The 15,895-nt window shown below is 50.8% G+C and carries 17 protein-coding genes; 7 read left to right on the top strand and 10 right to left on the bottom strand.

Features of this window, described 5'->3' with window-relative positions:
* Positions 1-270: 270 nt before the first annotated feature.
* Positions 271-1,512, top strand: a complete 1,242-nt coding sequence (locus NWE93_09255) for a DNA primase small subunit PriS (protein ID MCW4000414.1) — start codon at positions 271-273, stop codon at positions 1,510-1,512.
* Positions 1,505-2,125: a hypothetical protein gene (locus tag NWE93_09250; GenBank protein MCW4000413.1), complete on the top strand. Its 621-nt coding sequence runs from the start codon at positions 1,505-1,507 to the stop codon at positions 2,123-2,125. Before NWE93_09255 ends, NWE93_09250 begins: the two co-directional genes overlap by 8 nt.
* Here NWE93_09250 and NWE93_09245 read toward each other — a convergent pair.
* From NWE93_09245 to NWE93_09225, 5 genes are all read right to left on the bottom strand, one after another.
* The gene (locus tag NWE93_09245) at positions 2,088-3,134 is read right to left on the bottom strand and encodes an archaeosortase/exosortase family protein (protein ID MCW4000412.1); all 1,047 of its coding nucleotides are present in this window, start codon (positions 3,132-3,134) and stop codon (positions 2,088-2,090) included. The genes NWE93_09250 and NWE93_09245 overlap by 38 nt on opposite strands.
* A gap of 87 nt (positions 3,135-3,221) precedes the next feature.
* Positions 3,222-3,575, bottom strand: coding sequence for a transcription factor S (locus tag NWE93_09240; protein ID MCW4000411.1), 354 nt, complete (start codon positions 3,573-3,575; stop codon positions 3,222-3,224).
* 66 nt (positions 3,576-3,641) lie between these two features.
* A complete protein-coding gene (locus NWE93_09235; protein MCW4000410.1) occupies positions 3,642-4,223 on the bottom strand; it encodes a DUF99 family protein in 582 nt (193 codons plus the stop codon).
* 60 nt (positions 4,224-4,283) lie between these two features.
* Entirely contained in the window at positions 4,284-4,565 is a 282-nt protein-coding gene (locus tag NWE93_09230) for a DNA-directed RNA polymerase subunit L (GenBank protein ID MCW4000409.1), read from the bottom strand.
* Between the two features lie 13 nt (positions 4,566-4,578).
* Positions 4,579-5,166, bottom strand: a complete 588-nt coding sequence (locus NWE93_09225) for an exosome complex RNA-binding protein Csl4 (protein MCW4000408.1) — start codon at positions 5,164-5,166, stop codon at positions 4,579-4,581.
* A gap of 156 nt (positions 5,167-5,322) precedes the next feature.
* Here NWE93_09225 and NWE93_09220 point away from each other — a divergent pair, with 156 nt between their 5' ends.
* The gene (locus tag NWE93_09220; protein ID MCW4000407.1) at positions 5,323-5,910 is read left to right on the top strand and encodes a DUF4256 domain-containing protein; all 588 of its coding nucleotides are present in this window, start codon (positions 5,323-5,325) and stop codon (positions 5,908-5,910) included.
* An 8-nt stretch (positions 5,911-5,918) separates the two neighbouring features.
* On the opposite strand, the gene NWE93_09215 is transcribed toward NWE93_09220, so the two are convergent.
* From NWE93_09215 to NWE93_09200, 4 genes are read right to left on the bottom strand one after another with little or no spacing between them, the layout of a single operon-like run.
* Entirely contained in the window at positions 5,919-6,617 is a 699-nt protein-coding gene (locus tag NWE93_09215; protein ID MCW4000406.1) for an METTL5 family protein, read from the bottom strand.
* On the bottom strand, positions 6,578-7,579 hold the full coding sequence (gene dph2 / locus NWE93_09210) for a diphthamide biosynthesis enzyme Dph2 (protein MCW4000405.1): 1,002 nt from the start codon (positions 7,577-7,579) through the stop codon (positions 6,578-6,580). The genes NWE93_09215 and dph2 overlap by 40 nt, the downstream gene beginning before the upstream one ends.
* A 53-nt stretch (positions 7,580-7,632) precedes the next feature.
* Positions 7,633-10,053 (bottom strand): phosphoenolpyruvate synthase, encoded by a 2,421-nt coding sequence (ppsA, locus tag NWE93_09205; GenBank protein MCW4000404.1) that lies wholly within the window; start codon positions 10,051-10,053, stop codon positions 7,633-7,635.
* A complete protein-coding gene (locus NWE93_09200; GenBank protein MCW4000403.1) occupies positions 10,050-10,595 on the bottom strand; it encodes a 50S ribosomal protein L16 in 546 nt (181 codons plus the stop codon). The genes ppsA and NWE93_09200 overlap by 4 nt, the downstream gene beginning before the upstream one ends.
* A gap of 169 nt (positions 10,596-10,764) precedes the next feature.
* Between NWE93_09200 and NWE93_09195 the strand changes: the two genes are divergently transcribed.
* Positions 10,765-12,057: a methyltransferase domain-containing protein gene (locus NWE93_09195; GenBank protein MCW4000402.1), complete on the top strand. Its 1,293-nt coding sequence runs from the start codon at positions 10,765-10,767 to the stop codon at positions 12,055-12,057.
* Between the two features lie 71 nt (positions 12,058-12,128).
* On the top strand, positions 12,129-12,629 hold the full coding sequence (locus NWE93_09190) for a cytidine/deoxycytidylate deaminase family protein (GenBank protein ID MCW4000401.1): 501 nt from the start codon (positions 12,129-12,131) through the stop codon (positions 12,627-12,629).
* 66 nt (positions 12,630-12,695) lie between these two features.
* Here NWE93_09190 and NWE93_09185 read toward each other — a convergent pair whose 3' ends face one another.
* Entirely contained in the window at positions 12,696-13,628 is a 933-nt protein-coding gene (locus tag NWE93_09185) for a hypothetical protein (GenBank protein MCW4000400.1), read from the bottom strand.
* 613 nt (positions 13,629-14,241) lie between these two features.
* Here NWE93_09185 and NWE93_09180 point away from each other — a divergent pair.
* Positions 14,242-14,778, top strand: a complete 537-nt coding sequence (locus NWE93_09180) for a hypothetical protein (GenBank protein ID MCW4000399.1) — start codon at positions 14,242-14,244, stop codon at positions 14,776-14,778.
* A gap of 230 nt (positions 14,779-15,008) precedes the next feature.
* Entirely contained in the window at positions 15,009-15,821 is an 813-nt protein-coding gene (locus NWE93_09175; protein ID MCW4000398.1) for a hypothetical protein, read from the top strand.
* The last annotated feature ends 74 nt before the right edge of the window (positions 15,822-15,895 follow it).

Genomic DNA, 15,895 nt, shown 5'->3' with positions numbered 1-15,895 from the left:
CTCAGCCTGGGCAGTAAAGAGGGGAAAAGCGCCTATGAACATAGAGCAAAGTAACAGGAAAAGCAAGGAGAAACCGTACATTCGAGGCTGCATTAACCGTCTAGGGACCCTAAACCTATTTTAAACTTGCCCAAAAACGGCTAATGTGGGGGCTCTGCGCTTTGTCGATGAAAATTCAGAGGCTTCACCGTGTTTCTGGTTTGGGTAGGGTATAGTTAAATTGTTGAACCATACAATACCATACCAGATTTAGCTTAGGAAGCGTTGGGGTTGGAGGCTGCCAGAGAATTCGTTTACCAGAAATTCAGCGAATTCTACCGTGACCCCGCCAACCCGGTCCCGTCTCCACCTTCTCCAGAGCAACGTGAATTCGGCTACCTCATGTTCAGGGAACGCTTCATGGTGCGGCACCGCAGATTCAACGACATCAAAAACCTCCGAGCCGTCCTCGCCGACACAGTGCCCTCCGACGTCTACCACAGCTGCGCCTACTATGAAAACCCCGACTACGACATGGACAAGAAGGGCTGGGTAGGCAGCGACGTAGTCTTTGACATAGACGCCGACCACATCCCCACCGCCTGCGACAAAATGCACGATGAATACCGATGCGTCAAATGCGGGTTCAGCGGCAGAGGCATCACCCCCGAGGTCTGCCCCAACTGCGAAAGCACCAAATTCGAAGCCAAAACCTGGCCCTGCGAACTCTGCATCCAATCCGCCCGCGAAGAAACCGCCAAGCTCCTCGACATGCTCCAAAACGATTTTGGCTTCTCCCAAAGTGAGGTCCGAGTGTTTTTTTCGGGGCACCGCGGCTACCATGTGCATCTGGAAAGTGAGGTGGTGCGTGGGTTGGATGCGATGGCCCGCAAAGAAATCGTGGATTACGTGACGGGGCTGGGGGTTTCGGTTCTTGATCCGGAGGCAAAAGAGGATAAGAGGGGTGGTGGCAAGCGTGGAGGAGCAAAGAAGTTTATGCTGCATGACTTCGGCTGGAACCGCCGAATAAAGGTGGGGATGGAAAAGTTTCTGCAGACCGCCAGCCAAGAGGACCTTAAAGCCGTGGGGCTCCGTAACAAAGCGCTCTTCGACAGCAAAGAAGTCGCTATAAAACGTGCCATAAACGAGGGGTTATGGGAAAGCGTCCCCGGCGTCAGCAGCCAAACATGGCTTAAACTTGCCGAGCACATCCGCGAAACCCAAACCGCCAAAATCGACACCGTCGTCACCACCGACATCCACCGCCTCATCCGCATGAACGGCACCCTGCATGGCAAAACGGGACTCAAAAAAGTCGAGTTTGCCCCAAATGAACTGCAAGATTATGACCCCTTTGTTGGAGCGGTAGCTTTTAAAAAGGGCAACGTGAAAGTGTTTGTGTCTGATGCGCCGGAGTTTAGTTTAGGGGGAGAAACGTTGGGTCCTTTCAAGAAGCAAACTGTGTTGTTGCCGACTGCAGCGGCGGTTATGCTTATCTGCAAGAAACGAGCGGAGATTTTAAGCGATGTATGACCTGCTGTATGCGGCTTGGAGACGCGAAATCGACGACGTCACGCTGGGCGGGTTGCAGCCGGACTTCTACGTTAAAATCGCGGCGTACCTTGCGCACCTCAAAGAGGACCAAAGTAAACCCGCGGAGAAGAAAACCGTTAAAACCAGCCTGCTTGAGCATGAAGCCCGCAACGTCGATCGGATGCTTGGGGAACTGCTGGATATGCGGTACAGAAAAATCCTTAAAACCATAACTAAACTCCACAAGGCACCCTTAGAGCTGCTTACAGCAGAGGAAGCTAAAATGTGCGAGGGCTTTGTTGGCTTCTCTGAGGCATACCGCGTTTTCGCCAAGAACCTCAAGCAGGGCGAGCATATAGTGCATGTTGAACCTCCGCCCCAGCAGCCGCAGCAGATGCAGGATATCCCCACTGTTAAAGTCATCATTAAACCCGAAGCCCACGTCACCCACAAGCGCCTTACGCTGCGCTTCACCAAAAACATCCCCGCCATCATGGGAGCCGACATGAAGTCTTATGGCCCCTACCAAGCTGAGGATGTGGCGTCTTTGCCCTCGATGAACGCGCAGATATTGGTTAAGCAGGGGCTGGCGGTTTTGGTGGACGCTGCATAAATTTCTGGTAGGCAGCGGTGGCGGCGATGATTATGAGGGGGTAAGCCACTATCCAGGTCATGGCGTAGAGGGGGCCATAGTAGAAGTGGAACATGTCAACTTCATGCGAGTACACGCCGTACTGCATGCCTAAAACGAATATGTTAGCGATCCGCAGCACATTAATCAGGTAGGTGACAGCGGCGCCGAACACAAAAAAGCCCACTTTTGCCTGCCAGCTGATGTTGAGGCGTTTTAGGAAAAGCAGCGCCACCGCAGTGAAGATAAGGAGGCTTTCAATGCCGGCGCAGGGCCAAGCAATCGCAAACGTCGCCGACCCCACAGACCCCGAAACCGACAGCGTAGGCATGCCGCTTACGAAATCGGTTCCCGAAGCCACCTGATAACCCATCAAGCCCAGGACGCCGCCGGCAAGCGATGCCGTGGTGGGAACCAATAGCTGAAACGGCGTGAATTCCCCGTAGGGAAACATGTTGTCGATGGTGTAGAGGACGCCGATGAGGGCGACGAAAAGCGCGGGGAGAGCAAACCCCAAGAGACCCCGTTTGCCGAAAGCTGCGAAAACAACCACGCAGAACAGACCACAGAAGGCAAGGTACTCGATGGCAAGCGGCATAGAAGCGGCGAATGCTACCCCAGCCTGCTGCATCCAAGCCGCGATGGCGCCGTTTAACCCCAAATAGTACTCCAAGACAACGTAGACTGAGGGAAGCAAAAGAACCAGTGCGTAAGCTGCGGCGGCTGCACGGTTTTGGAGGTTGATTCTATTTTTTATCGATTCCCAGCCTAAAATGAACTCTAAGGAGATAAGCCACACAAAGAACAGCTGGAACGTCCTGCCCTTCCACATCAACTCAAAGGATTGCTGCGCTGAAACGTTAAGGTAGGGGTCAGGGGGATTGAGGAGGTAGAGCAGCGCCAGGGGAGCAACGAAGGCTATAAGCGGCAGGGTTTTAACCAGAAAATCCTTCTGCAGCAGGCGTCTGGGTTGGGCTGGAGTATCTTTCACGCCGAACACAACCAATCCATGTGGATGCGGTTTAAAAAAGGATTTGTCCAAGACACGCCATGGCATGCCCTGGAGAAAAAAAGCGGTTTAACTGTATTCCCTAAAGGTGTAGTTGCATTTGGTGCACCTGAGGAACTGCGTCGAGGACTCGTCGGCTCCGCGGGTCTGTACCTGCCAGACATAGGCGGTGTTGTTGCCGCATTTGGGACATTCTATCCTGACGGTCGGTAGGGTGCTTAGTTTCTGCTCTTCCTTGCCGATTACAGCTACGAACTGCTGAGGGCTATGCTGGATGACCTTAGCCACTTTAGGCTCAATCTTCTCTGCCTCTTCAGGTTTCTTGTAGCCGCATTTAGCACAGGCAAGAACCAGAGTTGCTTCCTTGCCAGCCTTGGATTTCTTGGGCTCAAGACGCGAGCCGCATTTAGGGCAAAACTCCATAGTTCTTCACACTGGGGGGATTTCCTTAGCACAGACGAATTTATACCTTTTCTAGGTTTCAAAACTCTAATGCGTGATCCCCGAGGCGATGAGGTGGGCAACACGCAGCGGTTCAGGGTAGCCGCCCCTTTTAGAAGTTAACTCGAGAAGTACCTGGGCATCCGTCAGCGTCAACCCCGCCAGTCCCACGTAAAGTTTAGCGCCCCTGTTCCTTACCGCGTGGACCTCGCCGGCGGCCTGTATGATGCGCCAGCGCTCCTCCGAGTTGGGCAGATGAGAGAGGGCACGGTGGATGTCGTCTAAGTCTGGCTTGTTCTGGGTCACCGCCACCACAGGCAACCCCACGTCAGCATGGAGCTTTTGGATGTCCACGACGTTAAATCCCGCGAAGGTAACTCCGCTAAGCATCACCAGCCGCAGCTGCCGCCGATGCGGCGAAGCCTTAATCATCTCCGCGATTTTCTCGGTGGCGTCTAAACCATCTAAGGCGATTTTAGTGTGCATAACGCCTTCTATGGAGCAGCCGCCGCGGAAAACCACGCCGACTACGAGCACCTGCCCCTCGGTGTGTGGAGTGAATTTGCCGTCGTCTACTCCGAGTACCCGGATTTCGGGTTTTATGGTGCCTAAGGGTTTGGGGCTGCTCAAAGACAGTTACCACTAGAGCATAAGGGAGGTTGGGTTAAAAACAGTTAGGGAAAGGGGAAGTTAAGCGGTTACGGCGCGCTCAAGCTCTTTGCCGAAGGCGTCGTTGAGTTCCCGAATCTTTGCCACTGCATCCACCAGTGCATCGACGGGTTTGCCGCCTTCCTTCATGCGCAGGTAAATGATGGGGCTTGACGCCAACGGATGCGGCACATCGTAGCCTGCGAAGTCCACGCGGGAATCCTCAAGGAGCCGCTTTTGGATCAGGTTACAGAGGCCATGGCTGGAGCCTTCGATTTCGATTTTAAGCTCAGTTTCAGATTTCTTCAACACGTTAATTTTCACTTGCTATTCCCTCTCAGAGTGGTTCTTTCCCGTAATCTGGAGCGATCTTGCGTCCCTCCACGTTTCCGCATTTGGGACACCGCAAATCATAGCGCTGTGGCTGCTGTTCAAGCAGGGTTCCGTCGCGGCTGCAGAAAGCATGAATAATCCCCAGGTTCTTATCGTTGGTGGACAGATGGAAAATCTGGTTTTTCTCGCTGATCACTTTTGCCCTGACGATGTCGCCGGGTTTGCATACATCGCTCATGGAGTCTATGTAGCGGTCGGATACGTCGCTGACGTGGAGGATGCCGCCGAAGCTGCCGGATATCTGTTTTTTGCCGACGCGGAAGATTTTGACTAAGACGTTGTCGGATTGTGCGTTGCCTATTTGCCCGATGACGACTGTGCCTGCTTTGGGAACCGTCGCCGATTTAGCTACGGGGTAGACGCTGACGCGGCGGTTCTGCAGATCCACCAGGGAGCGCCCCACGATTTTGCTGAATATAACGCCGTCTTTCACGAAGGTTCCTGAGTCAGGAATGAACTCTTCGATAACGCCCAATCGTTCGCCGGGCAAAACTAGTTGTCCGCTTTTTTCTTGAGGAGCTTTCAATGCCATGTTACTTCATCACTACAGGGTAAATTATAAAGCTTAATTTGATAAGTGCATATGCTTAGTTTCCAATCTGCGCAATAAACCTTTTGATAAACAACAGAATAAGCCGCAGACGATTAACGCCTGATTTCTTATAAGCTCCAATGCTAATAAAGAAGTATGCCTAAATCATCTGTTGCTTCTACATCCAAACAGTTGCCGCCAACCCAACGCCAAGAACTCCTCAGCGCTCTTGAAGCCCGTTTTCAGAAAAACACTAACCGCCATATGGGACTTGAATGGGCTAAAATAGAAGCGAAGCTGGAAGCGAACCCTGAAAAGTTGTGGTCACTTGGCGAAATGGAGCGAACCGGGGGCGAACCAGATGTTGTATGGTGCGACCAAAAAGCGGATGAATACGTTTTCTGTGACTGCTCCCCAGAGACCCCGCAAGGACGACGCAGAGCCTGCTATGACAGCAAGGCGGAGGCGGAAGCAGCGAAAAAAGGGGCTCGACCAGCAGGCAACGCCGTTGACATGGCAGCAGCCATGGGCATTAAGTTGTTAACTGAAGAGCAATATCGGGAGCTGCAGAAACACGGAGAATTCGATACGAAAACGTCAAGCTGGATAAGTACTCCTGCTGAAATTAGGGACCTAGGCGGAGCCCTTTTTGCAGACCGCCGCTACAACCATGTCTTTGTCTATCATAACAGTGCGCCGTCATGGTACAGTACAAGGGCGTTCCGCGGCGTTCTCAGGGTTTAATGTTTGGGTTAACTTGGCTTTTGGATAACGTATAGGTCTATGACGAAGTCATGTTTGGCTTTGCTGTGGAACTCAAACATCCGGGGAATCGTCATGAGCATCGCATACACTGCCTCGACTTCGCCGCCGTGTTTTGCTATGAAGTGCTCCAGAAAGCCGTTGGGCTGCACCTGCACCATGCCCCCACCTGACTTAAGCAGGCGGATGAGGCGCTGGTCAACTTCGGGGTGACTATGCAGCGAGTAAACGCGGCTGGCAACTTGCAGCGCCTTCACCAAGAAAGCGCGATCGGCTTCGCGGGTTTGCACGCCAAAGGGCGGATTCTGCAGCACCACATCAAACTGCCCTGCGACGGCGGATATATCCCCCAGAATCCATTGCACCCTCTCCTTTAAGCCTGCCTTCTCCGCGTTTGCCCTCGCGGTCCTTATGGCTTGGCGGTCAACATCAACGCCCACAACCTCTTTTGCGCCCAGAAAAGCTGCGCCCAACGCCAGCCGCCCCGTCCCGCAGCCTAAATCCAGAATCCGCTTGCCCTCGATGTCGCCGAAACTGTATGCGGCCAGATAGAGCATGTTGGCGGCGATTTGCTCAGAACTGGTGTACTGTTCAAGATGCGCCTGCGGATTAGGCATAGCCGCCAGCGAGCCAAGGAAAAGTTCAAGGTCTAGTTTTCGAATAAGCCTTTTTTGAGCATGTCCGTCCATGAGACCTCGCCGCAGACCACCCTGAACTCGTTAACCGTTAACATCGGCTTCTTGAATTTGCCGGGAGCATCCAGCGAGATCCTTGGGCACGCTGTGTTCACATAAGCGTCGATTGAGGTGAAATCAAGCAGCACCTCAGGGGTTAATTCTCTGCCAGCCAACACAAACGCGGCGCGCCCAGTTTTTTCAGCCATCGCCTTCACTTGCAGGGCATAGTCGAGGTGTTTCTGCCCGGGTTTTAAGCCCACCAAGATGCTGATGGATTTGGCGTTTTTGGCTTCCTGGATGCCTGCGTAGCGTTGTTTTAGGATGCGACCTGCCTCGTCATCGACTGTGTAGGCTCGGCTGTCGTAGGGGTCAGCGACGACTGTGGGTTTGCCGGTGGCTAACGCGACGCCGAGGGCATGGAACATGCCGCCTCCCAGGAAAAGGAAGGCGTCGACCTGCCGCGTGATGGCGGTGGCGTTGCTGTAGTTGCAGCCTATAACTTGCCCAGCGTAACCCATTTGGCCAGCGTCGCCTACAAACACAACTTTGCCTGCTTGGGTAAGAAGCTGCTTGGCGGTTTCCACTGTTAGGATATGCTGGATTGAGGTAACTAAGCCGACGCTGCGGTAGGAACTCAAAAGCGGAAGTGCTTGAGTTACGGCGGCGTCGATTTTGATATCGGAGTAGGCTTCTATGTAGAGCGTGGGGGTTTTTTCTTCCTTAACGAGCCGTGTATGCCCAAAATGCACGATTAAGTCCACGCCTAAGCTTGCAGCCTCGGTTTCGGCGATGTCGCAGGCGCCATAGCAGGGATCAGAGGAAATGATGGGTACGGCCCCGTAGTCCTCCACCAGCTTAGCAAGCCGGGTAGCCTGAGGCTTAAGTCCCTGAGGCATCTGCAGCAGCACCCGTTTAGCGTCAAGTCTAACTATCTGCTGCTTTATTCTCTGTTCCTCAAAGTCGAATCCTGACATCTTCTATCCACTGATAGGTGAAGATAAAATAAAAGAAATGGGGTAAAGTGGGGCTATGGAGTCCATTCCCAGTCGGGTTTGGGCTTTTTGAGGGGTTGACCCCGTGCAAGAGCAGCTTGCTCGGCGAGACGCTCAAGGATGATTTTCTGCTCGACGCTAGCTACGTTTTTGCGGGTGGCGACGACTGCGTCGTTGTTGACTGAGATGCTGTCGATGCCTACGCGGACCAAAAACTCTGCGAAGTCAGGCAGGTTGCTGGGGCCTTCGCCGCAGATGCTTACGGTGCAGCCGTTTTCGTGGGCGGCGCGGATAAGGTGTGCGATGATGCGTTTAACTGCTGGGTCGCGTTCGTCAAAGTAGCCCATTTGGCCCAATCGTTCGCTGTCGCGGTCAATCATGAGGACACCCTGGGTCATGTCGTTTGAGCCTATGCTGAAGCCGTCGACGAGTTTGCTGAATTCATCAGCCATGATGCCGATAGAGGGGGTTTCAGCCATAAACCAGATTTTGAAGTCCCGGTTGCGTTCCAATCCCTCTTGCTTGAGGATTTCCAGCACCGCCTTGGCTTCCCAGAGCGTGCGGACCATCGGAAGCATAACGTAGACGTTTTTAAGGCTCCATTCTGAGCGGCACTTCTTGATGGCTTTGCATTCCAGCCGGAAAGCCTGCTCATACCATTTGCTGATGTAGCGGCTGCAGCCTCTCCAGCCCAGCATCGGGTTTTCCTCTAGGATTTCGTATTTGTCGCCGCCTTTCAGGTTGCGGTACTCGTTGGTTTTGAAGTCGCTGAGACGCACCACGACGGGGCGGGGTTGAATTGCTCGTGCAACATGGGCGACTGCGTCTGCGAATTTATCGATGAATTCTTGGCCTTTGCCCTCCTCGATGAATTCCATCGGGTGCTTGCCGATGCTGCTTGCCATGATGAATTCGGTGCGCATCAAGCCTATGCCCTCAAAAGGCAGATTCTTGTATTGCTCAATCATCTCGGGGGTGCCTAGGTTCATGTAGATTTTTGTCGCGGTTACCGGCGCTGCTTCCGCAGCAACCGTCACGGAGTTGCCGTTGCTCTGGGATTTTGTTGCCTGCTCGAGGTAGCCATCGTAGATTATGCCGTTCTGTGAGTCAACGGTGTATTCGGTTCCTGTCTTCATGACCTGTGTGCCGATTTCGGTTCCGACGACGCAGGGGATGTTGAGTTCTCGGCTGACGATGGCTGCGTGGCTGGTGATGCCGCCTTTATCGGTGACTATGGCCGATGCCATCTTCATGAATGGGACAAAGTCGGGGTCAGTCATGGCTGTGACGAGGATGTCTCCTTTCTGCATCTGTTTGCTGGCGTCTTCGAGGTTAAGCACAACTTTAGCTATGCCTGTGCCGTAGCCTCTGCGGCCAGCGGAGATGCCTCGCACAACAACTTTTAGTGGACCTAAATTGTTTTCTTCCGTTTTGGTTGCCTCCTGTGACTTTAAACCGAAAATTGTTTCTGGACGCGCCTGAACCAGCATCATGTTCTGGGGGTAGGTGAGGTCCTGATCGATTGCCCACTCGATATCCATGGGTTTGTTGTAGTGGGCTTCGATGCGTTTAGCTAAGCCTGCAAGGTAGAGGAGTTCAGTGTCGGTTACGCAGACCTGCTTCTGCTCCGCCTCGGGGATGTCAAGGTGGATGGTTTTGCCCGTTTTGGGGTCACGGATGTACTTCACCGTTTTCTTCGCGATACGCCGCTGCTTAATCTTCATGGCGGCTTTGTCAATCACGAAGTCATCGGGGTTCACGGCGCCCGACACTACGGTTTCGCCGAGTCCAAAGTTGCCTTCGATGACGATTTCGTCATGGTTGCCCGTGACGGGGTTAATTGTAAACATGACGCCGGCAGCGCGGCTGTTAACCATCTTCTGGACGCCGACGCTAATGAAAACCTTCTCATGGGGGAAACCCTTTTCGTTGCGGTAAAAGATGGCTCGGGGCGTAAATAGGCTGCTCCAGCACTTCACGACTTTCTCGATGAGGTCGTCGGAGCCCTTCACGTTAAGGTAGGTTTCCTGCTGCCCCGCAAAGGATGCGTCAGGCAGGTCCTCGGCGGTTGCGCTTGAACGCACAGCCACAAAGGTGTCTTTAAGGCTGAATCGCTGGTTTAGTTCGATGTAGGCGGCTCTTATGGCTTCCTCGATGTCTTTAGGCATCTGGGTTTTCTCGATGAGTTCCCGGATGCGTTTGGATGCTGCCTCGTACTGCTTGGGGTCGTTGGGGTCAATTACGGTGGCTTTGATAATTTCGTAGATTTTCTCAGCGATTTTCTTTTCGACGATAAAGCGTTCATACGAGTAGGCTGTTACTGCAAAACCAAAAGGAACAGGGAGCCCAGCATGAATCATTTCGCCGAGGCTGGCGTTTTTGCCGCCAACAATGGATACGTCAGTGTTTCTTAAATTATCAAACCATAAAACAAGCTCTTTGTCTTTGGCGCTCAAGCGGTCTCCGTCTCCGGGGAGGCTTTCTCAACAGGGGCTGCTGGGGAAGCTTGAATCTTGGAGATTACAATCTTGCAGGCTATGGGGAGTTTTGCGCTGCCTCGCTTGAGGGATTCTTTGGCTAATTCTGCTTGCCCCGCCTTTACGCGGACGGTAATGAGGGTTTGGCCGTCTTCGACTTTAGCGGCTGTGCCCACGGCTGTGCCAAAAGACCGCCTCATTCCCTGTTGAAGTCGGTCTGCGTGTGCTCCGAAGATCATTTTGTTTTCGCGTAGGATAATGTGTGGGTAAGGATGGACAATCATGAGGTAATCGTTAACTAGTTTATCCATCAAGACACGGTTGGTTGCGACGCGTGCTGCTTCCAGTGCGCAGTGGCGAATTTGAACTCGCTGGGTTGATATAAGCTGGCCCTCTATGTCGAATTGGCCTCTAGTATCGCCCATTGTGAACTTGACGATTTTTGGTGGCGGAAAACCTCGAGCGTACTCTTTGCGTGTGTATGCTCGGTTCTTTACGTGTCTATAATTTCTTGCGTGCATGCGACGTCACTTTCGGTAGCAATACTCACACCTTTAAATATTTAAACGATTTGTAAAAATATTGCGTTGCCCCCGTGCTTTTCTGGTATTCTAACCCATCCCCAACAAACATTCAACCGCGACGCGTCCGTCATTTACTTATATAGGCTGAGTGCTTTTCTTTTCCCAAATGTCCACGCAGTTGTTTATCGCAGGCAAAAACTGGGTTCTCTCGCTAGCGGAGCTGGCAGCCTACTATAAAACCCGCAACGTACCCTTCAAAATCGAGTATTTCTCAAGGGAATTCTTCACCCTCACCTTCCCAGAGGCCACGGGCGCCAAAGTCATCGATGACCTCGGAGGAACCATAAAAATCGCAGAAGCAAAAAACACCCTGCCCACCCAAACAATCAAAGAAGCGTTCCTGCAGAAAAACAAGGCAGCCCAAAAACAACTTGCGCAAACCATAGCCCAAAGCCCCATCTTTGGCGGCATGCTCGCATCGCCCCAAAAAGTGCTCTTCGGCGTCAGCGTCTACTTCACCGACAACACCCTTCACCCCGTTGCGGGGCGCATGCAGCGCTTTGTCGGCAGCGCCATCAAAGACGAGTTGGCAGCCAAGGGCAAAAAATCCGATTTTATGGGTTACTCCAGTGACCGCAGAGTCCAACTTAGCCACGTGGAAGTTCTCAAAAAGCAGCTGGTGGAAAACCAGGCTGAGGTGCTGGTTTGCATCGGCAAAAAAACCACCTGGATAGCCTCCACAGTGGCGGTGCATAACCCCTTTGAGTTCCAGAAAAGAGACATCTACAAACCCAACCAACGCAAAATCTTCGCCATGCCCCCGCGGCTGGCAAGGATGATGGTGAATCTTTCCGCCTGCACCAAAGGCAAGACGCTGCTGGATCCATTCTGCGGCGTCGGCACCATACTGCAGGAGGCGCTGCTGGAGGAGGCATCCGTTGTGGGGCTAGACGTGAATGGCTGGTGCGTGGAGGCGGCGGAGGAAAATTTGGAGTGGCTAATCGGCGAGTACGGTTTGAAGGGCGCGGAGTTCCGTGTCATGCAAAGCGATGTGGGGAAATTAACGGCGAAGGTGGGCTTGGAAAGCATGGACTGCATCGTCTCCGAGCCTGATTTGGGGCCTGCACTCAAAGATTTCCCGACTGTTGCTTACGCGGAGAAAATCGTGGAGAAACTTGAGCCGCTTTTTCATGGCTTCATCGAACAAGCCTACGCCGCCTTAAAGCCCAATGGGCGGCTGGTGCTGGTGACGCCCTACATAGCCACGCGGTCAGGTGAAGCCGCTACCATGCGAGTGGATGAGCAGCTGGAGCAGGCTGGGTTTAAGCGGGTTTACGTCTTCGAGCGAGACATGTTTAGCGAGGAGTCGGATGTGGCGCGGCTGGTGCATTCGGGCTCGCTGGTTGAGATTGATGAGCGCCATAAAGTCGGCAGAGAAATCCACATACTCCAAAAGTAGCTGCCAAACGCTAAGCCCACAATTTATTAATTTGTGTGTTTTTATCTTCCTAAACCTTAGAAGGCACCTTGATGGCAACAGAAAATAGCAACAATCATTCACGACCAAACTGGGACCGATACTTCCTTGACATGTGCGAAGCCGTCGCTGCACGCGCAACCTGCGACCGCGGCAAATGCGGCGCCGTCATCGTTAAAGACAAACGCATCATGACCACCGGCTACGTTGGGGCACCCGCGGGGCTGCCGCACTGCGACGAAGTCGGGCATGACATGCGCCAAGTCACCAACGGCAACGGAGAAATCACCCAGCACTGCGTCCGCACACTCCACGCCGAGCAGAACGCGATTTTGCAGGCAGCGCGGTTTGGGATTCCCCTTGAGGGCGCAACATTGTTCTGCAAGATGACGCCCTGCCGCACCTGCGCGATGATGATAATTAACGCGGGGATTAAGCGGGTGGTCTGCGAGAAACGTTACCACGCCGACGCCGACACAATTGATATGTTCAAGCAGGCAGGCATCGAGCTCACCATCATGAATAATGAAGTCATGAAATACGACAAACAATAAACCGCTTACCGTATGATTTCTAAAAACGATCAAAAGAAAAAGGGAAGTTTTACTGATTAAGTATTGCTATGCTGCCGTTACTTGTACGGAATCTACGAAGAAATTGGCGCTCATTCCGTTATCGTCAATCGCTACAATGGCTATGTATCGGAAATCGTTCCACCAAGAACCACAGTATATCCAATGAGGTCCTGTACCATCGCCATATACCGTCAAACAGACAACTTGGTCCCAGTCATAGTAGTTGTTATAGGAAACAAAGACGTAAACATGCGAATAGTATCCTGTACCCGAGTACCCCCAGAGATTGATTCCGCCCGTCGAAGTATCGGCCATCTGACCAATTATTAATCCGCCATCACCATAGTTTCCGCCCCAAAGTTGAACATAACTTCTGTCGTTGTAGTCGCCTACTAATCCGCTTGGATTATTGACTGCACCCTGTCCCCAAGTTGTAGGTGGTGAAAGATAGTTTGATACATAATGCTGTCTTAGCATTTCCCAGTGGTAATAATTAGTAGAGCCAGGCCAAGTTCTCGCAGCTATACCTAGGGGTCTTGAACCACTTGCCCATTCCCAAAAGGTAGTTTGTCCATATCCCATGTATGTTTCAAAATAAGGCACATTTGTAAGTTGACCGCTTGATGTAACGCCTTCTATCGCACTAGCAGGGGAGAAACAATTTGTATTGTAAAGCATATTAAGGCTCGGTATATCAAAATGCCAAGTGCTTATCGCCCAAGGGGTTTGTGTAGTTGTGTCAGTAATTGAAAATGTTATTGTGCCTCCATTTGGTGCAATCGAAAAGCTATAGCTGTGTCCGGGTACATAATCGATTGGAATATTATAGTATTCGAAATCATCTGGACTGTCTCCTGGTCCCCGAATATCGAAAATCGCCCAAGTAATAGAATCATCATCGTTAAATTGGACCGACATCTGGAACCAAACGCAATTATTAACAGATGTTCCATAAGCAACATTCAGAGGCAAATACATTATGCAATCACCTTCATCGAGTCCATCGATTGTATTAGATACCGCGTTAAATGTGCCAGTTAGACTGGAGGGTAATTGACCTCCCCCCGTAGTTGCCCAGTAGGTTATGTAGCCCCAACGATTTTGTCTCAACGTATCAAATTGTAAGGTAGTGCGATTACTATCCGGATCTTGAACTAGCCGAGGTGTCCATACAGGTGAGATTAATGTTGAATTAACTGCTGGTTCAGGTTTATACTCTGTTAGATTCGATTGTTGATTCCTTAAGTTACCGCTTGCGTTGTTTGCGATTATATCTGAACTTAAAATCGAGGGATTAAAGAAAGTTGAGGGCTTTTATTCACTGATATTTGGGCATTGACACCACATATCTGGATTGCGCCTGCAGTTGTAGCTAATGATAATATTAAGAGCAGCGAAAAAATTGCTTTTGTTCTTTTCGTTTTTTCCACTTCCTGTTTTTAGGGAAAATAGCTTTTCCCAAGTAAGCATACATCAGTAATAATATATAAAAATAAATCAGCCTCAGACTCAGAATAAAAAACATCCGTTTAAAAAGACTTAAATAATAAATGTCGATAGTATAAAGTTAATGATTCGAAAGTATAAATGCTTGGCAGCATTAAGTAGTCTCACCCTCATAATTGTCATAACTCTGTTGCCAGTTCTATCAAGTCAACCAATAAACTCGAGTAATAACAGCACTGTTTATAGCACCCCTCAGAAGAGTAACGAAGCCAATTCAAACGATAGTGAAGAAAACAGTTCCCCAGACCACGATATCAATATAGTATACACGCCGTCAGTAGAAAAATTATTGAATGGACAAATCGTAATTAATGCCAGTTCATACTATTCTTACGAGTTTACACTCAAGGATTTTTCTTGGGCTCGGCTTGAGGGCAACTTTACAGTTTCGGGAGATAGCGGTGACTGTGTGAGGCTATACATTTTGGATAACGCAAACTTTAGCCGTTGGCTTGTTAAAGAGAGTTTTGATGCTGTTTATGATACAGGCGAAGTAAATGCTGCCGACCTATCTGTCCTGTTGTTGCCAAATACGACTTACCATATCGTCTTTGATAATACCTTTTCAAGTTTTGGCAAAGAAATCGACAGCCAAGTAAACGTGTTGGTTCAGTCAAAGTGAACTATTCGGTCCACCATTGAAAATGTTTAAGCAAGCAGGCATCGAGCTTACCATCATGAATAATGAAGTCATGGAAATACGACAAACAATAAGCTGCTTTGTTTTACTCGTTTTAAGTTCGCTGGAGTTAAAGCTTAAAACAAAAACAGAGTACCTTGTAGCTGTGAAGAAAGTAGGAAAGTTGCTATGCTTAGCCTAATTAACTCAAACTAAACCCTGAGGTGCAATCGATGGTTGATTTTGACCCGTCACTCTTTGGCATTACCATGGGGCAACTGACTGGGCAATACCGGACAGAATACAGTTGGCTGTCGCCTCTGCTACACATTGTTACGTTGGCACTCATTTTCCTTGTTTTCCGCTATGGGCAACGCTTCCAGAAAGCCTTCACAGTCTATTTTATATTGAACTATGTGTGGCTGGTGGTTTTTGTTGGAGGCTGGTTTAGTCTTCAACTGTTTCAGCGGCTGGGAATCCCGTCGCTGGCGATGTATGCAGCTACGCCTGTGTTACTTCTAGTCATCCTTTATCAGTGGATACAGGAATACCGAAAGCCTCAGTTAGACTTGGATTTTAGCAGTTTTGAGAAGTGGCGGTTGTTGATTGTTGTGCCGTTTTTCATCTGGGGTTTTTGGTATCCACCCTACACTTGGGGAGTCGGTTTGAACTTTGACCCTAAAGAGCTGCTGTTTGGCGCTTATGGGTTGATGGGGTGCCCTACAACGATGATTCCGCTGGCGCTGCTGTTTTTGAAGTATCCAAAGACAAACCGCCCGCTCTTCTATGCCCTAACCGTTTATGCCTTGTTCATCGGGGCAGCTATGGTGGCGCTGCAGTACGTTCCAGACATCCCGTTCTTCTTCATCGGTGTGGCCTCTCTGGGCCTGATAATCGGAGCCAAAATTAAAGGAAAGTCTAAGCTAAGAAAAACAAAAGCAGAATTCACAGAATCAGGCACCTACACGTTTGCTTTACCCTCAAAGAGCATGACTGTTAATCATGTGCATGTGAACTTCTGGGGAAAACAAGGGCAGTATAAGTAGAGGGGGGATAGACGTGGCAGAGCAACAGAAGTGCGGGGGCTTGCGCATGCGTTTCCATATACTGCCTATATAAA

The organism is Candidatus Bathyarchaeota archaeon, from assembly GCA_026014735.1.
GTDB lineage: Archaea > Thermoproteota > Bathyarchaeia > Bathyarchaeales > Bathycorpusculaceae > Bathycorpusculum.
This window is presented reverse-complemented; position numbering and strand designations above follow the sequence as displayed.